At 74.1% G+C, this 18,995-nt stretch carries 19 protein-coding genes; 11 read left to right on the forward strand and 8 right to left on the reverse strand.

Annotation, left to right across the window (positions count from 1 at the left end):
- Positions 1 to 96 precede the first annotated feature (96 nt).
- The 3 genes from BLS70_RS15465 to BLS70_RS15475 are packed head-to-tail and all read left to right on the forward strand — an operon-like array spanning position 97 to position 5,611.
- Positions 97 to 2,685 carry a molybdopterin oxidoreductase family protein gene (locus tag BLS70_RS15465; RefSeq protein WP_255362500.1) on the forward strand — a complete coding sequence of 863 codons (2,589 nt, stop codon included), beginning with the start codon at positions 97 to 99 and terminating at the stop codon, positions 2,683 to 2,685.
- Positions 2,685 to 5,210, forward strand: coding sequence for a nitrite reductase large subunit NirB (nirB, locus tag BLS70_RS15470; RefSeq protein WP_091769797.1), 2,526 nt, complete (start codon positions 2,685 to 2,687; stop codon positions 5,208 to 5,210). Before BLS70_RS15465 ends, nirB begins: the two co-directional genes overlap by 1 nt.
- Positions 5,207 to 5,611: a Rieske (2Fe-2S) protein gene (locus BLS70_RS15475; protein ID WP_091769799.1), complete on the forward strand. Its 405-nt coding sequence runs from the start codon at positions 5,207 to 5,209 to the stop codon at positions 5,609 to 5,611. Before nirB ends, BLS70_RS15475 begins: the two co-directional genes overlap by 4 nt.
- 60 nt (positions 5,612 to 5,671) lie before the next feature.
- On the opposite strand, the gene BLS70_RS15480 is transcribed toward BLS70_RS15475, so the two are convergent.
- Positions 5,672 to 6,130 (reverse strand): DUF2000 domain-containing protein, encoded by a 459-nt coding sequence (locus BLS70_RS15480; RefSeq protein WP_255362501.1) that lies wholly within the window; start codon positions 6,128 to 6,130, stop codon positions 5,672 to 5,674.
- A gap of 50 nt (positions 6,131 to 6,180) precedes the next feature.
- On the opposite strand from BLS70_RS15480, the gene BLS70_RS15485 reads away from it, so the two are divergent.
- Positions 6,181 to 6,975 (forward strand): AraC family transcriptional regulator, encoded by a 795-nt coding sequence (locus BLS70_RS15485; protein WP_218122445.1) that lies wholly within the window; start codon positions 6,181 to 6,183, stop codon positions 6,973 to 6,975.
- Positions 6,976 to 7,047: 72 nt separating this feature from the next.
- On the opposite strand, the gene BLS70_RS15490 is transcribed toward BLS70_RS15485, so the two are convergent.
- The gene (locus tag BLS70_RS15490) at positions 7,048 to 7,626 is read right to left on the reverse strand and encodes a helix-turn-helix domain-containing protein (RefSeq protein ID WP_091769803.1); all 579 of its coding nucleotides are present in this window, start codon (positions 7,624 to 7,626) and stop codon (positions 7,048 to 7,050) included.
- Between the two features lie 66 nt (positions 7,627 to 7,692).
- On the opposite strand from BLS70_RS15490, the gene BLS70_RS15495 reads away from it, so the two are divergent.
- Together BLS70_RS15495 and BLS70_RS15500 are read left to right on the forward strand one after the other, a co-directional pair.
- Positions 7,693 to 8,640: an NAD(P)/FAD-dependent oxidoreductase gene (locus tag BLS70_RS15495; RefSeq protein WP_091769922.1), complete on the forward strand. Its 948-nt coding sequence runs from the start codon at positions 7,693 to 7,695 to the stop codon at positions 8,638 to 8,640.
- A complete protein-coding gene (locus BLS70_RS15500) occupies positions 8,637 to 9,302 on the forward strand; it encodes a class I SAM-dependent methyltransferase (protein WP_091769805.1) in 666 nt (221 codons plus the stop codon). The genes BLS70_RS15495 and BLS70_RS15500 overlap by 4 nt, the downstream gene beginning before the upstream one ends.
- A gap of 11 nt (positions 9,303 to 9,313) precedes the next feature.
- Here BLS70_RS15500 and BLS70_RS15505 read toward each other — a convergent pair whose 3' ends face one another.
- Positions 9,314 to 9,673, reverse strand: a complete 360-nt coding sequence (locus BLS70_RS15505; RefSeq protein ID WP_091769807.1) for a hypothetical protein — start codon at positions 9,671 to 9,673, stop codon at positions 9,314 to 9,316.
- 2 nt (positions 9,674 to 9,675) lie between these two features.
- Positions 9,676 to 10,470 (reverse strand): type 1 periplasmic-binding domain-containing protein, encoded by a 795-nt coding sequence (locus tag BLS70_RS15510; RefSeq protein ID WP_091769809.1) that lies wholly within the window; start codon positions 10,468 to 10,470, stop codon positions 9,676 to 9,678.
- A 145-nt stretch (positions 10,471 to 10,615) separates the two neighbouring features.
- Between BLS70_RS15510 and BLS70_RS15515 the strand changes: the two genes are divergently transcribed.
- Positions 10,616 to 11,995, forward strand: a complete 1,380-nt coding sequence (locus BLS70_RS15515) for a nitrate/nitrite transporter (RefSeq protein WP_091769811.1) — start codon at positions 10,616 to 10,618, stop codon at positions 11,993 to 11,995.
- A gap of 36 nt (positions 11,996 to 12,031) precedes the next feature.
- Positions 12,032 to 12,607, forward strand: coding sequence for a GNAT family N-acetyltransferase (locus tag BLS70_RS15520; RefSeq protein WP_091769813.1), 576 nt, complete (start codon positions 12,032 to 12,034; stop codon positions 12,605 to 12,607).
- Positions 12,608 to 12,616: 9 nt separating this feature from the next.
- Here BLS70_RS15520 and BLS70_RS15525 read toward each other — a convergent pair whose 3' ends face one another.
- The 4 genes from BLS70_RS15525 to BLS70_RS15540 form a co-directional block, all read right to left on the reverse strand.
- Positions 12,617 to 13,741 carry a uroporphyrinogen-III synthase gene (locus BLS70_RS15525; protein ID WP_091769815.1) on the reverse strand — a complete coding sequence of 375 codons (1,125 nt, stop codon included), beginning with the start codon at positions 13,739 to 13,741 and terminating at the stop codon, positions 12,617 to 12,619.
- Between the two features lie 95 nt (positions 13,742 to 13,836).
- Positions 13,837 to 15,279, reverse strand: a complete 1,443-nt coding sequence (locus tag BLS70_RS15530; RefSeq protein ID WP_218122446.1) for a PP2C family protein-serine/threonine phosphatase — start codon at positions 15,277 to 15,279, stop codon at positions 13,837 to 13,839.
- On the reverse strand, positions 15,276 to 16,016 hold the full coding sequence (locus BLS70_RS15535) for a GAF and ANTAR domain-containing protein (RefSeq protein WP_218122447.1): 741 nt from the start codon (positions 16,014 to 16,016) through the stop codon (positions 15,276 to 15,278). Before BLS70_RS15535 ends, BLS70_RS15530 begins: the two co-directional genes overlap by 4 nt.
- 168 nt (positions 16,017 to 16,184) lie before the next feature.
- Positions 16,185 to 17,231, reverse strand: a complete 1,047-nt coding sequence (locus tag BLS70_RS15540) for an MBL fold metallo-hydrolase (protein ID WP_091769817.1) — start codon at positions 17,229 to 17,231, stop codon at positions 16,185 to 16,187.
- Positions 17,232 to 17,283: 52 nt separating this feature from the next.
- Between BLS70_RS15540 and BLS70_RS15545 the strand changes: the two genes are divergently transcribed.
- The 3 genes from BLS70_RS15545 (at position 17,284) to rpmI (ending at position 18,994) form a co-directional block, all read left to right on the forward strand.
- A complete protein-coding gene (locus BLS70_RS15545) occupies positions 17,284 to 17,793 on the forward strand; it encodes a PH domain-containing protein (RefSeq protein WP_091769819.1) in 510 nt (169 codons plus the stop codon).
- 333 nt (positions 17,794 to 18,126) lie between these two features.
- The gene (gene infC, locus BLS70_RS15550; RefSeq protein ID WP_255362506.1) at positions 18,127 to 18,708 is read left to right on the forward strand and encodes a translation initiation factor IF-3; all 582 of its coding nucleotides are present in this window, start codon (positions 18,127 to 18,129) and stop codon (positions 18,706 to 18,708) included.
- Between the two features lie 91 nt (positions 18,709 to 18,799).
- Positions 18,800 to 18,994 (forward strand): 50S ribosomal protein L35, encoded by a 195-nt coding sequence (rpmI, locus tag BLS70_RS15555; protein WP_091769822.1) that lies wholly within the window; start codon positions 18,800 to 18,802, stop codon positions 18,992 to 18,994.
- The last annotated feature ends 1 nt before the right edge of the window (position 18,995 follow it).

The raw sequence follows: 18,995 nt of genomic DNA on the forward strand, positions 1-18,995 counted from the left end.
CGCTCACCGCGCCGGTCGGGGCGGTGTGAGTTCCTGTGCACCCAGCGTTGACGCCCACGTGCACACGGGGTAACGACCGGCGCCCAGTCTCGTTCCGTGCCCGCCGCCGTCGTCCCCGAGTCCGCCGGACGCGGTGCCGGCGCGCTGCGGACGACGGCGACGCACTGCCCCTACTGCTCGCTGCAGTGCGGGATGGCGGTGACGGCAGGGGACCGCCCGGCGACGCTCGTGCCGCTGGACTTCCCGACCAACCGCGGCGGGCTGTGCTCGAAGGGCTGGTCATCCACCGAGCTGCTCGACCACCCCGAGCGGCTCACCCGCCCCCTGGTGCGGGCCGTGCCCGGCGACCGGACCAGCCCGCTGGTCGAGGCCTCCTGGGACGACGCACTCGACCGGGTGGTCGAGGCGATCGAGCGCACCCAGCGGACGCACGGCCGCGACGCCGTCGGCTGCTTCGGCGGGGGATCGCTGACCAACGAGCAGGCCTACCAGTTCGGCAAGTTCGCCCGGGTGGCGCTGCGCACCAGTGCCATCGACTACAACGGCCGGTTCTGCATGAGCTCGGCCGCCGGCGCGGCCAACCGGGCCTTCGGACTCGACCGCGGGATGCCGTTCCCGCTCTCCGACATCGCCGGGGCCGACGTCGTCGTGCTGGTCGGCTCCAACCCCGCCGACACCATGCCGCCGGCCATGCGGTGGTTCGACGCCGGGCGCGAGCGGGGCGCCCAGCACATCGTGGTCGACCCCCGGCGTACCGCCACCGCGCGCTCGGCCGCCCTCCATCTGCAGCCGCTGCCCGGAACCGACCTGGCGCTGGCCAACGGGCTGCTGCACCTCGCGATCGCCGAGGGCCTGGTCGACGAGGACTACGTCGCGGCACGCACGACCGGCTTCGCCGAGGTCCGGGACGGCGTCGCCGCGTACTGGCCCGACCGCGTCGAGCGGATCACCGGCGTGCCCGTCGAGCAGCAGCGGCGCACCGTGTTCGCCCTGGCGCGGGCGGCGAAGGCGATCGTCCTCACCGCGCGCGGCGCCGAGCAGCACCGCAGCGGCACCGACACCGCCTCGGCCTGGATCAACCTGGCGCTGGCGCTCGGGCTGCCCGGCCGGCCCGGGAGCGGCTGGGGCACGGTCACCGGCCAGGGGAACGGGCAGGGCGGGCGCGAGCACGGGCAGAAGGCCGACCAGCTGCCGGGCTACCGCTCGCTGGCCGATCCGGCCGCCCGCGCCCACGTGGCCGCGGTCTGGGGCGTCGACCCGGCCGACCTGCCGATGCCCGGGAAGTCCGCCTTCGAGCTGCTCGACGCGCTCGGCACCGACGGCGGCGTGCGCACCCTGCTGGTGCTCGCCTCGAACGTCGCGGTGAGCGCCCCGGACGCCCGCCGGGTCATCAGCCGGCTCCGGGACCTCGACTTCCTCGTCGTCAGCGACTTCTTCCTCTCCCAGACCGCAGAGCTGGCCGACGTCGTCCTGCCCAGTGCCATGTGGGCGGAGGAGGCGGGCACCATGACCAACCTCGAGGGCCGCGTGATCCGCCGCCGGCGGGCGCTGGACCCGCCGGCCGGGGTGCCCGACGACCTGCAACTGCTGGCCACGCTGGCCGGTCGGCTGGGTGCGGGCGACCGGTTCAGCGGCGATCCGGAGACCGTGTTCCAGGAGCTCCGCCGGGCCAGCGCCGGGGGAGCGGCGGACTACTCGGGCATCAGCTACGAGCGCATCGACGCGGAGGACGGCGTCTTCTGGCCGTGCCCGGCGCCGGACCACCCCGGGACGCCGTGGCTGTTCACCGAGCGGTTCGCCACCCCGGACGGCCGGGCCCGCTTCGTCCGCGTGGAGCACGTCGAGGCCCACGAGCCCACCGACGACGAGTACCCCCTCGTGCTCACGACCGGCCGCGTGCTGGCGCAGTACCAGTCCGGCACGCAGACCCGGCGCTCGCGCAGCCTGCAGCTGATCGCCCCCACCCCGCGCGCGGAGCTGCACCCCGACCTCGCCCGGCGGCTGGGCATCGCGCAGGACGACGTCGTCGAGCTGGCCACCCGCCGCGGCCGGGCCCGGTTCCACGCGCAGGTCACCGACTCGATCCGCCCCGACGTCGTCTTCGCGCCGTTCCACTGGGGCGGCGGCTCCAGCGCCAACGCGCTCACCGACCCCGCGCTCGACCCGACGTCGAAGATGCCCGCCTTCAAGGTCTGCGCCGTCGCCGTCGCCCGCGTCGGCGGGCCCGAGGAGCGGATCAGCCCTCCGGAGCAGGCCGACCAGCCCCAGCCCCGCCCGCACCAGCCGCCCGCGTCCGTTCGACCCCGGCCACCGGCCCGGAGCAGAAGGAGCACGTCCGTGAAGAGCACACCCCGTTTCCTGCAAGGCGTCTACCCGGTCACCGGGGAGGGGCTCACCAAGCCCGGCCCGGTCGATCCCGCGCTGCGCTACACGGTGCCCGCGGGGTGCTCGGCCCAGGCGCTGTACCTGCGCGCCGGCAACTCCACCGCCGAGCTGGTCTACGTGCTGCTGCTGCGCGACGGCGAGCCGATGCGCTGGTTCCCGATCGGCGCGAAGGCCGACACCCACGTGCCGCTGCGGGTGGTCGAGGACCTGCCGGGCGGCTCGGTGATCGAGCTGCACGCGGCGGCGCCCGAGGGGATCACCGGCGAGCTCGTGGTCGACCTCGGGCTGGTGGAGGTGTGATGCGGGTCCTCGGTGGGCGGCCGGGCGGCGTGACGTCGCTGCACCTGGACGACGGGACGGAGGAGCGCGACCGCCTGGTGGTGGTCGGCAACGGCATGGCCGGCGCCCGCTTCGTGGAGGAGGTGCTGGAGCGCGGCGGGGACGAGCAGTTCGCCGTCACCGTCTTCGGCGACGAGCCGCACGGCAACTACAACCGGATCATGCTCTCGCCGGTGCTGGCGGGGGAGTCGCACGAGGACGAGATCGTCCTCAACAGCCACGACTGGTACGCCGACAACGGCATCGTGCTGCGCGCCGGCGTCCGGGTCGAGCGGATCGACACCGCCGCCAAGCAGGTGCACGCCGACGACGGCACCGCCACCCCCTACGACCACCTGGTGCTCGCCACCGGCAGCTACTCGTTCGTGCCGCCGATGGCCGGGGTGCGCCGCGAGGACGGCTCGCTGCTGCCCGGGGTCTACGGCTTCCGCACCATCGACGAGACGCGGGCGATGCTCGAGGCCACCGGCCGCTGCACGAAGGCCGTGGTCATGGGCGGTGGGCTGCTCGGGCTGGAGGCGGCCCGCGCGCTGCAAGGGCACGGCCTGCAGGTGGAGCTGGTCCACGCGATGCCGTGGCTGATGAACGCGCAGCTCTCCCGCGAGGCGGGAGCCATCCTCGAGAAGAGCGTCCGGTCCCTCGGCATCTCCGTCCACCTCGACGTCCTCGCGACCGAGGTGCTGGGCAGCGAGCACGTCGAGGGCGTGCTGCTCAAGGACGGCCGGCGGCTGGACTGCGACCTGCTGGTGGTCGCGGCCGGCGTGCGCCCGCACACCGACGTCGCCGTCCGCTCGGGGCTGGAGGTGCAGCGGGCGATCGTCGTCGACGACCAGCTCCGCACCGAGGACCCGGACGTCTACGCGATCGGGGAGTGCGCCCAGCACCGCGGCGAGGTGTACGGCCTGGTGGCGCCGGCCTGGGAGCACGCGAAGGTGCTGGCCGACGTCCTCACGGGCACCGACCCCGACGCCGAGTACACCGGCAGCCGCACCGCCACCAAGCTCAAGGTGGCCGGCGTCGACGTCGCCGTCATGGGGGTGAGCACGCCGGAGCGGGACGACGACGAGTTCCTGGTCATCTCCGAGCCCAAGCGCGGCGTGCACCTGTCGGTGGTCATCCGCGACGACAGGCTGGTCGGCGCGACTCTGCTCGGCGACACGCGCAAGGTCGCGTTCCTGACCCAGGCGTTCGACCGCGGCGCCCCGCTGCCCGAGGAGCGGATCCGGCTGCTGGTCGACCTCTCCGACGGCGTCGAGGAGGTCGGCGTCGCCGAGATGCCCGCCCACTCGCAGGTCTGCAACTGCAACGGCGTCTCCAAGGGCGACATCTGCGGTGCGGTCGCCGACGGCTGCGGCAGCGTCGGCGCGGTCATGGACCGGACCCGCGCCGGCAAGGGCTGCGGCTCGTGCAAGTCGCTGGTGAAGCAGATCGTGGAGTGGGCGGCCGATGGCGACCTCGCCGAGGACCCGGCGGCGTCCTGGTACGTGCCGGGCATCGCGCTGGCCAAGCCCGAGCTGGTCGCCGCCATCCGTGGCCGGGACCTGCGCAGCGTCTCGGCGGTCTTCGCCGCCCTCGCCCCCGGCGGCAAGGAGGACGCCAAGTCGAAGATGGGGCTCACCTCGCTGCTCAAGATGCTGTGGGGCGCGGACTTCGTCCCGCAGAAGGACGGCGAGTTCATCAACGACCGCGTGCACGCCAACATCCAGCGCGACGGGACGTTCTCCGTCGTCCCGCAGATGAAGGGCGGGGTGACCACCCCGGCGCAGCTGCGGAAGATCGCCGACGTCGCCGAGAAGTACGAGGTGCCGATGGTCAAGGTGACCGGTGGCCAGCGGATCGACCTGCTCGGCGTCCGCAAGGAGGACCTGCCGGCCATGTGGTCGGACCTCGGCATGCCCAGCGGCTACGCCTACGGCAAGAGCATGCGCACGGTGAAGACCTGCGTCGGCTCGGACTTCTGCCGGTTCGGGCTGGGAGACTCCACGCAGCTCGGCATCGACCTGGAGACCCGCTTCCAGGGCATCGAGAGCCCGGCGAAGATCAAGATGGCCGTCGTCGGCTGCCCGCGGAACTGCGCCGAGGCCTACGTGAAGGACGTCGGCGTCGTCGCCGTCGGCAACGGGAAGTGGGAGGTCTACGTCGGGGGCGCGGCCGGGGCCTCGGTGCGCAAGGGCGACCTGCTCACCACGGTGGAGTCTCCCGAGGAGGTGCTCACCCTCACGGGCCGCTTCGTGCAGTACTACCGGGAGAACGCCAACTGGCTCGAGCGCACCTACGACTTCGTGCCCCGTGTCGGCCTGGAGACGGTCAAGGCGGTGCTGCTCGAGGACAGCGAGGGCATCTGCGCCGACCTCGACGAGGGCATCCAGCGCTCGATCGACGCCTACAGCGACCCGTGGGGCCAGGACGCCGCCGAGCCGGCCACGCCCGGCCAGTTCCGCACAGCGCTCCCGATGGTCGACCTGCCGAAGGTGCCGGTCCGATGAGCGCCCCGCACCTGGAGGCCGCGCGGCCCACGACGCCCGGGACCGCGGTAGGCACGCCGGCGACCGAGGTCCCGGCCGACACCGTCGCTGCGGGGCCCGGTGTCCAGCACGCCGTCGGCCGGCTGGACGAGATCCCGATGGGGGAGGGGCGGGCCTTCGTGGCCGGCGGGGTGCAGGTCGCGGTGTTCCGGCTGCGCGACGGCTCCCTGCACGCCACCCAGGCGGCCTGCCCGCACGCCGGCGGGCCGTTGGCCGACGGGCAGACCGACGTCGACGTGCTGGTCTGCCCGCTGCACCTCTACGCCTACCGGTGGTCCGACGGTGCTGCGACCAGCGGCGCCGCCCCGATCCGTGTCTTCCCCGTGCGCGACCAGGACGGCACCCTCCTCGTCACCGTCTGACCCCTGCTTTTCCGCGGAGAAGCAGCCCGCTTTTCCGCGGAAAAGCAGATGGGGGCGGGGTCAGGGGTGCATGCGGGCGCCCTTGACCACCTTGTCGACGGCGTTCTTCGGTCCGTGCACCGCGATGCCGACCAGGTCGAGGTCGGCGCCGGCGACCGCGCGGACCGCGGCCCGGTTCTCGGCGTCGCCCCCGGTGGCGAACAGGTCGGCGGTGAAGACGGCGATGGGCAGGTTCCGGCCCAGGACCCGGTCACGACTGCTGCGGAGGACGTCGGCGGATCCGGTCATCACGAGCACGGGCTGCCGGATCATGGGGAGGTACCGCGTGCCGTCTGCGTCCTCGTACGGGCGGCCGATGAGCTCGGGGATCGCCGCGGCCACCGCACTCGACAGGAAGGCGGTGACGTTGAGCTCCTGCCAGGGCAGCAATCCCTCGCGCAGGAGCACGACGATCTTCGTGGGCCACGGAGGGCCGGGCTCGGTGGTCTCGGGTTCGGCGATGATCTGCGCGGTCGTCACGGCGGTCAGCGTGCGGCCGTCGGCGCCCCCGGGTCTTGTACGTTCCTGACGTGACCGGCCCGGCCGAGGTGGTGGCCTGGCGCCCCCAGGTGCCGGGGCTGACCGAGGTGCTGCACGCCCGGTTCACCGACCACGCCTACCCCGCGCACACCCACGACGCCTGGACGCTCCTGCTCGTCGACGACGGCGCCGTCCGGTACGACCTGGACCGCCACGCGCACGGCGCCTCCCCGTCCGCGGTGACGCTGTCGCCGCCGGGAGTGCCGCACGACGGCCGGTCGCAGTTCCCCGGTGGGTTCCGCAAGCGGGTGCTGTACCTGGAGCCGGACCTGCTCGGCGCGGATCGGGTCGGTTCGGCGGTGGACCACCCCGCGCTCGTCGACGACGTGCTGCGCGACCGCGTCTCCCGACTGCACGCCGCCCTCCGTCCGCACCCCGAGGTGCTGGAGGCGGAGAGCCGGCTGGCCTTCGTGGTGGAGCGGCTGGGCCAGCACCTGGACCGGGTGGTCGTGCCGGTGGCCGCCGTGCGCGACCACCGGATCGCCGACGGGCTGCGGGAGCTGCTGGACGCCGGCGTCGTCGAGGGCGTCGACCTGGCCGGCGCCGCCGCGCGGTTCGGGGTCAGCCCGACGCACCTGGTGCGGGCCTTCACGCGACGGCACGGGCTGCCGCCGCACCGGTACCTGACCGGCCGGCGGATCGACCGTGCCCGCCGGCTGCTGCTGGACGGACTGCCCGCGGCGGAGGTGGCGACGGCGGCCGGCTTCTACGACCAGGCGCACCTGACCCGGCACTTCCGCCGGATGCTCGCGACGACGCCCGCCGCCTACGCCCGCTCCACCTGACCCGCTTCTCCGCGGAGAAGCAGCCTGCCTTTCCGCGGTAAAGCAGGCCGCTTCTCCGCGGAAAAGCAGGGGTCAGCGGTCGGCGGGGCGGGCGCGGACGTGCATCCGCTCGCCCTGCGGGCCGAACAGCACCAGCCCCTCGGCGGGCTCCGCGAAGGGGTTGGAGAAGGCGTGCGGCACCCGGGTGTCGAACTCCACCACCTCGCCGGGGCCGAGCACGAAGTCACGCGCGCCGAGCAGCAGCCGGATCCGGCCGGACAGCACGTAGAGCCACTCGTAGCCCTCGTGCGTCTTCTGCTCGGTGTCGTCCACCCGCCAGCGGGGCGGGAACTCCATCTTGTAGGCCTGCGGCCCTCCGGCCTGACGGGACAGCGGAATCAGGGTCGTGCCGTCGTTCTTGATGGGACGCCCCTGCACGCGCGGGTCGGCGGGCGCCGGGGTGTCGACGAGGTCGTCGAGTGCGACGCCGTAGACCCGGGCCAGCGGGAGCAGCAGCTCCAGGGTCGGACGGCGCCCACCGGACTCCAGCCGGGACAGGGTGCTCACCGAGATGCCGGTGGCCGTCGCGATCTCGCCCAGGGTCGACCCGTGCTCGGTGCGCAGGGCCCGGAGCCGTGGGCCCACGTTCTGCAGGACGCCGTCGTCGGTCATGACGCCACTTTGCCAGACTGGCAACCTTCCTTGCCATACCAGCTCACCCGGAAGACAGTGGGCGGCATGGACGAGCGATACGACGTGGTGGTCATCGGAGGCGGTGCGGCAGGCCTGAGCGGAGCGCTCACCCTGTCCCGCGCCCGGCGCAGCGTGCTGGTGGTGGATGCAGGCGTTCCCCGCAACGCACCGGCCGGGCACGTGCACAACTACCTCGGCCGGGAGGGCACGCCGCCGGCCGAGCTGTACGCGATCGGCCGAGGTGAGGTGGAGGCCTACGGCGGCACGATCCGGAGCGGCCGGGTCGTCTCGGTGCGCCGGGAGGACGACGGCTTCCTCCTGGCCCTGGACGGCGGAGAGAACGTGCGGGCGCGGCGGGTGCTGCTGGCGGCAGGCCTCACCGACGACCTCCCCGAGCTGCCGGGCGTGGCCGAGCGCTGGGGGAGCACGGTGCTGCACTGCCCGTACTGCCACGGCTGGGAGGCCCGCGACAGCGCCGTCGGCATCGTGAGCACCGGGCCGCTGGGCGCCTACGCCGCACTGCTGTGGCGGCAGTGGACCGACGACGTCGTCCTCTTCGTGCACACCGGCGCCGAGCCGGGCGAGGAGGACCTGGCGAAGCTGACCGCTCGCGGCGTGCGGATCGTGCGCGGCGAGGTGGCCGGGCTGGAGGGCGGCGCGGACGTCCGGCTGGCCGACGGCGAGCTGATGACCCGGGACGCGGTGGTCGTGACGCCGCGCTTCGTCGCCAATGCCGAGCTGCTCGCCGACCTCGGAACCGTGCCCGTACCCATGGAGCTGCACGGCACGGTCATGGGCACCTACCTGCCCGCCGACCCGACCGGGCGCACCGACGTCCCCGGCGTCTGGGTGGCCGGCAACGCCGGTGACCTCAGTGCGCAGGTGATCGTGGCGGCCGCTCAGGGGCTCAAGGCCGGCGCGATGATCAACGCGGACCTGATCGAGGAGGACACCGCTCGTGCGGTGGCCGGGCGGCGGAGCGTGGCGGCATGACCGGGCACGAGCACGGGCACCGGCACGGATCGCCGCGGCAGCCCGCGATCACCCGGGACTCCTACGACGAGCTCTACCGGTCCGCACCGGCGGTGTGGACCGGGAGGCCCAACGGCCAGCTGGTGCGCGAGGCCTCCCACCTGCTGCCGGGCAGGGCGTTGGACGCCGGAGCAGGCGAAGGGGGCGACGCGCTCTGGCTCGCCTCGCGGGGCTGGCGGGTCACCGCCGTCGACTTCTCCCCGGTCGCCCTGGGGCGTGGTGCGGCCAAGGCGGCCGAGCTGCTCCTGACCGAGCGCATCGAGTGGCGGCACGAGGACCTGGAGACCTGGGCCCCACCCGAGGCCGCCTTCGACCTGGTCACGGCCCACTACCTGCACTCGGCGTGGACCGATCGCGACGCGATGTTCCGGCGGCTGGCCGCCGCGGTGGCGCCCGGCGGGACGCTGCTCGTGGTGGGGCACCGGCACGGCGAGGAGTGGGGCCACGGGCACGCGCACGCCCACGAGGCGGGCGCGCTCTACGCGGCCGACGACGTCGCGGCGGTGCTCGACCCGGCGCAGTGGACCGACGTGGTGACGGAGACGCGGGACCGCGACCCGGGCGCCGCGCACCGGACGGGCAACCCGGTACCGGACACCGTCCTGGTCGCCCGGCGGCGGTAGGGCTCGGTCCGTCAGGGGACGACGACGGTCGCCTCGGCCGGGCCACCGCACTCCTCGGTGCCGCCCACGCGACGCCAGTCGAGGTCGGCCTCGCGCTCGGCCAGCACCTCGCCCTGTGCGTCGAGGACCGTCACCTCCACGGTGCCGGGCGACGACATGTCCAGCCAGACGTCCGCGGACCCGTCCGACACGGGAACGGCGGGCCGGTCCGCGACCCGCACCGACGCGTCCTCGAGGCCCGTCCACTCCGGCCCGAGCTGGACGACGACGGTGTTCGACCAGCCGACCGGCGGGCACACCCGCTCCGGCCCGCAGCCGGTGAGGACGGCCAGGACGAGCGCCGCCCCGACGGTGACGCACGGCCCGCGCATGATCAGGACCGGGGGAGGCCCAGGGCGGCGAGGGCCTCGGTGACGGCGTCCTCGTGCAGCAGGTCCAGCGCCAGGAGCCGGTGCAGCAGCACGCCGCGCCGGGTCAGCCGCAGGTCGGCCGCGCGCAGCCGGGGCAGGATCGCCCCGGGACGGGCGGCGGTGAGCGGCGGGTCGAGCAGGCCGGCGCGCTGCAGGTCGGCGACGTCCTCGCGGGCACCCCACTCGGACCACGGACGCGGCTCGTCGGGCAGCGGCGCCATGGACAGCGGCACCCGCTCGCGGCGGCCGGCGCCGGCCAGGAGGGCGAGCTGGCGCCAGCTCAGCTCCTCGCTGGACCGGAGCGCGCGGTCGGCCAGGCCGGCGTCCAGGTCCGAGGAACAGGAGGCCTCGGCGAGTAGGTAGCCGAGGTGACGCACCCGTCGCTCGTCGGTCGACCGGCGGGCCGCGGCGACCACCGCCTCGGCGAGGTCCTCGGCCGCCGGCCGCCCGCCCGGGCGGGCGTCGAACCAGCCGTCGGAGCGGGCCGGCCGGCCCGCGCGGTGCTGGGTGGCGGCGTACTCCACGGCGAAGGCCAGCGCCGCACCCGCGCGCACCTGCTCGCGGGGGACCTGCAGGGCGGCCGCCTCGGTGGCGACGGTGCGCAGGCTCGCGGCGAAGGAGGCGCTGATCGTCACCTTCGCGGCCGACGGCTCGAAGACGACGGTGGCCGCCGCCCGGCTCATGGATCCGGCGACCGGGGCGCCCAGCTCGATCAGCGTGCGGCCGGGCAGCTCGGCGGTCTCCTCGGGGGCGGTCACCAGGTGATCATCTACGGCCGGAGGGCGGTCGTGCACGCCGGTGGCCGCGACCTCACCACAGCGGGGCACCGCCGGTGAGCGAAACGGAACACGAGAACAGCAGCGGGGCGACGCCGGGGAAACCGGCAGCGACCACCGTTCCGGCATGGCCGCTCCCACCCAGTCCCGCGCGACGCCCCCGCAGTCCGACGTCCCCGCGCGCTCCGGGAGGTGGATCGACGACTGGCGCCCGGAGGACCCGGAGTTCTGGGAGTCGACCGGCAAGGACGTCGCCCGTCGCAACCTCTTCTTCTCCGTCTTCAGCGAGCACATCGGCTTCTCCATCTGGAGCCTCTGGTCGGTGCTCGTGCTGTTCCTCCCGGAGCCGGTGTTCGGCATCGATCCGGCCGGCAAGTTCCTGCTCACCACCCTGCCCACGGCGCTGGGCGCGTTCGTGCGGCTGCCCTACACCTTCGCCGTCGCCCGGTTCGGCGGGCGCAACTGGACGATCGTGAGCGCGGCCCTGCTGCTGGTGCCGACCATCGCCACGGCGATCGTGCTGGAGCCGGGGGTCTCCTTCGGCACGCTGCTGCTGGTCTCCTGCCTGGCCGGCGTCGGCGGGGGCAACTTCGCCAGCTCCATGGCCAACATCAACGCCTTCTACCCCGATCGGCTCAAGGGCTGGGCGCTGGGCCTCAACGCCGGCGGCGGCAACCTCGGCGTCCCCGTCGTCCAGCTCATCGGCCTGCTCGTGCTGGCCACGGCCGGCGCCGACCACCCGCGGATCGTGCTGCTCGTCTACGTCCCGCTGATCGTCGCCGCGGCCGTGGGCGCGGCCCTGGTCATGGACAACCTGACGACGGCGCGCAACCAGCCCCGGGCCATGCGCGAGGCGACCCGCGAGCCGCACACCTGGATCATGTCCTTCCTCTACATCGGCACCTTCGGCTCGTTCATCGGGTTCGGGTTCGCCTTCGGGCAGGTGCTGCAGAACCAGTTCACCGAGTCCTTCGCCACCCCGCTGGCCGCGGCCTCGCTCACCTGGCTGGGCCCGCTGCTCGGCTCGCTCATCCGGCCGGTCGGCGGCGCGCTGGCCGACCGCTACGGCGGGGCCCGCATCACGTGCGCGAACTTCGTGGCGATGGCGCTGGGGGCCGGCGTCGTCTGGACGGCGAGCCAGGCGGAGTCGCTGCCGCTGTTCGTCGTCGGCTTCGTGCTGCTCTTCGTGCTCAGCGGCCTGGGCAACGGCTCGACCTACAAGATGATCCCGGCGATCTTCCGGTCGCAGGCGCTGCAGCGCGTGGCCGACGGCGGCGATCCCGAGGCGGCCGACCGGCACGCGCTCCGCATGTCCGGCGCGCTGATCGGCATCGCCGGCGCCGTCGGGGCGTTCGGCGGTGTCCTGGTCAACCTGGCGTTCCGGCAGTCGTTCATGACCACGGGCACCGGCGACTCCGCCTACCTCGCGTTCATCGCGTTCTACGTCGTCTGCGTCGTCGTCACCTGGGTCGTCTACCTGCGCCCGCAGGCGGCGCACCGGGTGTGATCCCGGATTGTCGGTGGCCGGTGCCACGATGCGGGCATGGCGATCGAGGTCCGGCCGGCGGACGTGTTCGAGGACGTCGCGACGATGGTCGGGCCCAGGCGGCCCGACGCCCAGGCGTGCTGGTGCCTGAGCTACCGGCTCATGTCCTCCAGGGAGAACCAGGCGCTGGTCGGGCCGGCGCGGGGCGAGCGGGTGCGGGAGCTCGTGCGGGAGGAACCCCGGCCCGGGGTGCTGGCCTACGACGGTGACGAGGTGGTCGGCTGGGCGGCGGTCCACCCGCGAGCGGACACGAGCTTCGCGAAGAACCGCCGGATCCCGCACGTCGACGACCTGGACGTGTGGGCGCTGTGGTGCGTACGGGTGCGCCCTGGCCACCGGGGACAGAGCATCGCCCACTGGCTGGTCGCCGGCGCCGTCGAGTTCGCCCGGGACCACGGCGCCCCGGCCGTGGAGGCGTACCCGGTGGACAACGACGGCGCGAAGGTCGACCTGACGATGGCCTACGTCGGCACCCGGAGCCTGTTCGAGCGGGCCGGCTTCACCTGGGCGGCCGACACGCAGTCCGTGCTCAACGGTTTCCCGCGCGTGCTCATGCGGCTGGACCTGCGGTAGCCGGCCCGGTCAGGCGGCGAGCCGGTACCCGCGCTTGACCACGGTGCCGACGAGGGGCGCCCCGAGCGCCGCCCGCAGCCGGGCCACCGCCATCTCCACCGCGTGCTCGTCCCCGCCGCCGGGCAGGCAATCGACCAGCTCGGCCCGGGAGACGACCGTGCCCGGACGCCGGGCCAGGGCGCGCAGCACGCCCATCGGACCGGGCGCCAGCTCCACCAGCCGGCCGTCGACGACGGCGGCGTGACCGCGAACCTGGAGCGTGTGCGCGCCCAGCTCCAGCACCGGATCGCGCTCGGGCAGCCGGGCCACCACCTCGCGGGCCAGCGCACCCAGCCGCGCCCGCTCCGGCTGCCGGGTCGGGATGCCCGCGGCCTCCAGCGGCCCCGCCGTGACCGCCCCGACGGCGACCGCGAGCACCCGGTCGCGCAGCGCGGCCACGAGTTCCTCCCTCCGGCCCATGTCCTCGGCGACGGCGAGCAGGCTGGCCGCGGCCGGGGCGCTGGTGAAGGTCACGGCGTCCACCGCGCCCGCGGCGACGGCGGCGACCAGCCGGCGCACCGGGCCGACGTCCTCGGGCAGCACCCACCGGTAGACCGGCACGGTGAGCACCTCGGCGCCGCTCTCGCGCAGCCCGGCGACGAGGTCGGGCAGCGGGTCGCCGTGCAGCTGGACGGCGATCCGGCGCCCCTGGAGCGGCCCCTCGGCACCGGACAGCAGGTGGGAGAGCACCTCGGCCGAGGATTCGGACTCCGGCGACCACGCGTCGACCAGCCCGCCACCGCGGATGGCGCCGCGCGCCTTGGGTCCGCGGGCCAGCACGCGCGCGCCGCGCAGGTGCTCGACAAGCGGCAGGTCCCACGCGTCGGCGGCCTCCAGCCAGCCGCGGAAGCCGACTCCGGTGGTCGCGACCACGAGGTCGACCGGGAACTCCAGCACCCGCCGCGTCGCGGCGACGAGCTCCGCGTCGTCGGAGAGCGGGACGATGCGGATGGCGGGTGCGTGGACGACCCGGGCGCCGCGCCGGTCCAGCAGCGCGCCGAGCTCCTCCTTGCGGCGGGCGGCGGTCACGGCCACGGTGTAGCCGGCCAGCGGGAGCTCGCCCGGCGCTGCCGGATCCTGGTCGAGCTCGGTCACGTTCCCTCCTCAGGGCCGGTGCGGGCCCATGGTGGGGCCCCGGCGTTACGAGGATGTGTCCGCCACCGACCCCGGGCAGCCCGGAGTGAGGCGTCTCACGACTTCTTCCACCGGGCGAGCAGCACCGACGCGTCGTCCTGCAGGAGGCCGCCCTGGTGGTCCAGGACGTCAGAGGTGAGCCGGCGGACCGTCTCAGCGGGGGGCTGGCCGCCGGCGATCGCCCGGCCGAGGAACTCGGCCAGTCGCGGCTCGCCGAACCAGGCGCCGGCCGTGTCCCGCGCCTCCGTGATGCCATCGGTGTAGAGGGCGAGCCAGTCGCCGGGCTGCAGCACCTCCTCGCCCACGGTGAGTCCGCGGGTCTCCAGCCCGAAGGGCACCCGCCGACCACCGTCCAGCTCCTTGACCAACCGGCCGTCGCGGAGCAGCAACGGCGCGGGATGCCCCGCGTTGACGTAGCGGAGTCGGCCGGAGGCGAGGTCGACCTCGGCGATCACGCCGGTCACGAAATCGCTGCCGGGGAAGGTCTCCGACACGACGTCGTCGAGCGCGCGGGCCTGGTCGAAGACGCTCCGGCCGTCCCTCCTGGCGCTCCGGTAGGCGGCGAGCGCCGCTGCGGCCATCAGCGCGGCGTGGATGCCGTGCCCCACCGCGTCGAAGATGCCGAGGGAGACCGTCCGCTCGGACAGCGCGTAGTCGAAGGCGTCGCCCCCGACGTCGTAGCTGGGCTCGAGCCGGCCGGCGAGTTCGAAGGTGTCCGTCGCCGCGGTGAGCGGCGGGAGCTGCTGCCAGATGAGCTCGGCCGAGGCCGACATGGGACGGGTGCGGCGCGGTCGTTCCAGGTCGTCCCCGTAGGGCTCCATGGAGACGATGAGGTGGCCCAGCAGGGAGGCGAGCAGCCAGCACTGCTCGCGCAGCGCCGGGTCGTGCAGGGCGGCCGGGGACGCGACGCGGACCTCCAGGACGCCCAGCCGGTCGGCGCCGTCCAGCAAGGGCACCCACAGGCACGGCCGGCCGTCCCGGTCGGAGGCGACGACCTGCACGGTGCGGAAGGCGCGGCCGGCCATCGTGCTGTCGACTCCGAGGCGACGTCGGCCGGGAACGGTCGGCCCGCCGGGGGCGCCCAGCCGAACCAGGCAGCGCTGCTCGTGGTCGATCCGGTGCACGGTCACGTCGACGTCCAGCAAGCGGCCGGCCTCCGACACCAGCGCCGGGAGCCGCTCGGGAGGGACGGACCCGGCGGGCTCCAAGACGGTGACGAGCGCGGCCAGCACGCCCGTCGGGGGCACGTGCTGCCGGATGGTGCGGCTGTACGGCACGCGGTGGCGGGTGAAGAGCTCCTGCAGTCGCTCGTTCACCGCGTGCGCCAGGAGGTCGGGCTGGTGGTCGGGCATGGGCGCCAGGCCGTGGAGGTAGGCGTCGACCTCGGTGAGGTCGGCGGTGCCCCCGAGCGCGAAGTAGCGCAGCCACAGCTGCTCGAGGCCGAGATCGGCGTGCGCGTAGCCGGCCCAGAGCGCCGATTGCTGCAGCTCCTCGGTCACGACCGTCGTCGGCCGACGGCGGAGTCGATCACCTTCCGTGCGGTGTCCGCCAGACCGGCACCCTGCTCCTGGCTCCGCCCCACGAGCATCCGGAAGGCGCCGTCCTCGTCCACCCCGTGGCGGCCCATCAGCACGCCCTTGGCCATGCCGACCAGATCCCGGTCGCGCACCGCCTGGCGCATGCCGTCGCTGAGCCGCTTCGCCCGGTCGTGGACCTGCACGTTCGCGACCATCAACGCGGCCTGGGCGGAGAAGAGCGCGAGCAGATGCATGCTGCGGGCGTCGAAGGCGGCCGGGTGGTCGGCGTACACCTTGATCGCCCCCACCGTGGCGTCGCCGGCGACCAGCGGGGCGCTCATGGCGGCCCGCAGGCCCAGCGGCCGTGCTGCGGCGGCCCAGCGGGGCCACCGTGGTTCGTCCTCGAGGTCGTCGATGAGGATCTGCTCGCGGGTCGCCGTCGCGGCCAGGCAGGGGCCCTCGTCGAGCTCGTACTGCAGGCTGTCGGCCTTGCGGACCCGATCGTCCGTCGAGCCGGCGGACGTCCGCCGGCCGCCCTCGATGACAGAGACGCCGGCTCCGCTGGAACCCGGCATCGTCTCGTGGGCCAGCGAGCTCAACAACGCCAGCGACGTCTCGACCGTCTCGGTCGACAGCAGGAGGCCCGACATGCGCGCGAAGACGCCGGCCAGCTCGTCGGTCAGCGGGATGGAGGGACCCGGGGCTCGAGTCGTGTTCACGAGGCGCCTTCCGCCGGCGGAGCGCGCGCGGCCGGTTTCTCGACCGACGTGCACTCCCTGACGGTGCGCAGAACGGCCCCGCCGCAAACGTGCCCGCGGTTCAGTCCAGCCGGGTCGTCCTCAGCAGGGGGACGGCGGCCAGCATCTCTCCGGCGAGCCCGCCGAAGGTCAGCGGGCGGCCGGCGTCCACGTCGGCACCGGCCCGCCGCTGCCGACGACGAGACCCCGGCTGGCCAGCAGGCGCAGGTGCGCGTCGGTCTCGGTCACCGCGAAGATGCGCATCCGGCGCTCGTACTGCTCCCACGGCCGCGACCAGGTGAGGTGGGCCGCCAGCTGCCACGGCGTGGAGCCGGGGTGCGCGGCGATCGCGGCCAGCAGCTCGGCCAGCCGGTGCTCGTGGTGGGCGGTGAGCGAGTCCACCCGGTCGGCCAGCCCCCGGAAGCGCCACTCGTGCGCGGGGAGCACCTCGGTGGGGTCCAGGTCACGGACGGCGGCCAGCGAGTCGAGGTAGTCGCGCAGCGGATCCCCGCCGCGGGCGTTGGTCGAGATGTTGGGGCTGATGCGGGGGAGCACGTGGTCGCCGGAGAAGAACAGGCCGGTGGCCTCCTCCGCGAAGCACAGGTGACCGGGTGTGTGACCGGGCGTGTGGACCGCGCGCAGCCGCCAGCCGGGGAAGTCGGCGTGCTCGCCGTCCTCGAGCATCCGGTCGGGGACGGCCATGCTGGTCCAGGCCCCGAAGTTCTCGGCGGCGCCGACGTCGGACACCGCCTCGTCGCGGTCGGCGCCCAGGCCGACGAGGAACTCCACCTCGGTGTCCACCGCGTGCTGCGCCCCGGAGGTGGTCAGGCTGCGGACGGCGGTGGCGTCGGCGGGGTGCATCGCGATCCAGGCGCCGCTGGCCTCGCGGACCCGGCCGGCCAGACCCAGGTGGTCGAAGTGCAGGTGGGTGACCAGCGCCCCGCGGATGTCGGTGACGTCCCCGCCGATCGCGGTCAGGCCGGCGGTGAGCGCGGCCCAGGCGTCGTCGCTGCCCCAGCCGGTGTCGATCAGGCCCAGGCCGCCGCCGTCGAGGGCGAAGGCGTAGATGCTGTTGTAGCGCAGCGGGTTGTGCGGGATCGGGACGGGGATGGACCACAGGTCGCCCCGCAGCTGCTCGACCGGGGGCAGTGCGCGGGCCTGCCAGGCCTCGTGCTGGGCGGTGCCGGAGATCTCCACGCCCCGGCACTCTGCCAGCCGGGTGCGGCCGGTCGCCTGTCACCATGGGGGCATGTCCGGTCCTGGCGCCGTTCCTCCCACCGCCGTCGTCCCCGTCACCGTCACGGCCGTAGCGCGCCGGCTGCAACTGCTGCTGGCGCTCCTCGCCGCGGTCGTGCTCGCCGTGACCGCGGTCGTCGTGCTGACGCTGCCCTCGACCACCAACACGGTCGTGGACTACGGCGTCGTCGACCAGGTCGCGCTGGCCGGCCTCGGGATCCTCCTCGCGGTGGGCGTGCTGCTCCTGGGCCGGTCCCGCGTGGACGCGGACGCCTCCGGCATCCGGGTGCGCAACCTGCTCGTCCACCACGAGCTGCCGTGGCAGTCGGTGCGCGCGGTCCGCTTCGAGCGGAAGTCGGCCTGGGGCTCGCTCGCGCTGGAGAACGGCGACGAGGTCTCGCTGCTGGGCCTGCAGGCGGTCGACGGGGAGTACGCGGCGCGCGCGGTCGAGGGGCTCCGCGCCCTGCACGCCGCGGCCCGCGCGAACGACCCGGTCCGACCCCCGCTGCTCTACGACAACTGAGGCAGGCCCGGGAATGACCACGGGGGAGTGGACGCTGTAGAGTGGGCGTGCCTCCCCCCGCTACATGAGGCGCGCGAACCATCCAGCGGCCCCGCCCCGGGCCGCTGATCCAAGAGGAGCCCGCTCCCACCTGACGCCGTCCAGGCGCTCAGGTCCCCGGATCGCGAGGACCGGCCCTGGCCGGTCGTCGCGTCCCGCACGCGTCCTGCGACGCGTGCGGCACCGGAGAGTGGGCCCCGTGAGCAGACGCTCGCGGGGCCTTCCTGCTCTCCGGCACGGGACGGGCGGCTCCTCACAGGCAAGAGCAGAGGAGAGGCCATCACCGAGCCCCGCATCAACGACCGTATCCGCGTCCCCGAGGTCCGCCTGGTCGGACCCGAGGGCGAGCAGGTCGGCGTCGTGTCGATCGGCGAAGCGCTGCGTCTGGCCCAGGACTCGGAGCTCGATCTCGTCGAGGTCGCTCCCATGGCCCGGCCGCCGGTCTGCAAGCTCATGGACTACGGCAAGTTCAAGTACGAGGCCGCGCAGAAGGCACGCGATGCCCGCCGGAACCAGACGCTCACCGTCATCAAGGAGATGCGTCTGCGCCTCAAGATCGACCCGCACGACTACGAGACCAAGAAGGGCCATGTCGTCCGCTTCCTCAAGGGCGGCGACAAGGTCAAGATCACCGTGATGTTCCGCGGGCGTGAGCAGTCGCGGCCGGAGATGGGCTACCGGCTGCTCCAGCGGCTGGCCGCCGACGTCAGCGAGCTGGGCGTCGTCGAGTCCAACCCCAAGCAGGACGGCCGGAACATGGTCATGGTGATCGCCCCGCACAAGAACCAGGCCGCCACCGACGCCGCGCGACGCACCGCGAAGCAGGAGAAGGCCTCGGCGTCAGAGTCGGCGAACGAGCAGACCGCGCAGGCCTGATCGATCGACCGCACGACCGAAGACGGCCGGTGCCGTGCGGCAGCTCCGTGCTGCCGCCGACGCCGACATCCAGACGAATAGGACGAGGGACATGCCGAAGCAGAAGACCCACAAGGGCACGGCCAAGCGCGTGCGCGTGACCGGCTCCGGGAAGCTGGTGCGCGAGCACACGAACAACCAGCACAAGTTCGAGGTCAAGTCCTCGGGCCGCAAGCGCCGCGTGAGCGGGATCGGCGTGCTGTCCCCGGCCGACGCGCCGCGGATGAAGAAGCTGCTGGGCCTCTGAG

The organism is Blastococcus aurantiacus (genome assembly GCF_900102425.1).
GTDB lineage: Bacteria > Actinomycetota > Actinomycetes > Mycobacteriales > Geodermatophilaceae > Blastococcus > Blastococcus aurantiacus.

Excerpts from the sequence above, each read along its gene's own strand:
- nirB (WP_091769797.1), top strand. The coding sequence starts at position 2,685 with ATGCGGGTCCTCGGTGGGCGGCCGGGCGGCGTGACGTCGCTGCACCTG.
- BLS70_RS15475 (WP_091769799.1), top strand. The coding sequence starts at position 5,207 with ATGAGCGCCCCGCACCTGGAGGCCGCGCGGCCCACGACGCCCGGGACC.
- BLS70_RS15495 (WP_091769922.1), top strand. The coding sequence starts at position 7,693 with ATGGACGAGCGATACGACGTGGTGGTCATCGGAGGCGGTGCGGCAGGC.
- BLS70_RS15490 (WP_091769803.1), bottom strand. The coding sequence starts at position 7,626 with ATGACCGACGACGGCGTCCTGCAGAACGTGGGCCCACGGCTCCGGGCC.
- BLS70_RS15515 (WP_091769811.1), top strand. The coding sequence starts at position 10,616 with ATGGCCGCTCCCACCCAGTCCCGCGCGACGCCCCCGCAGTCCGACGTC.
- BLS70_RS15545 (WP_091769819.1), top strand. The coding sequence starts at position 17,284 with ATGTCCGGTCCTGGCGCCGTTCCTCCCACCGCCGTCGTCCCCGTCACC.
- rpmI (WP_091769822.1), top strand. The coding sequence starts at position 18,800 with ATGCCGAAGCAGAAGACCCACAAGGGCACGGCCAAGCGCGTGCGCGTG.
- BLS70_RS15520 (WP_091769813.1), top strand. The coding sequence starts at position 12,032 with ATGGCGATCGAGGTCCGGCCGGCGGACGTGTTCGAGGACGTCGCGACG.
- BLS70_RS15500 (WP_091769805.1), top strand. The coding sequence starts at position 8,637 with ATGACCGGGCACGAGCACGGGCACCGGCACGGATCGCCGCGGCAGCCC.
- BLS70_RS15505 (WP_091769807.1), bottom strand. The coding sequence starts at position 9,673 with ATGCGCGGGCCGTGCGTCACCGTCGGGGCGGCGCTCGTCCTGGCCGTC.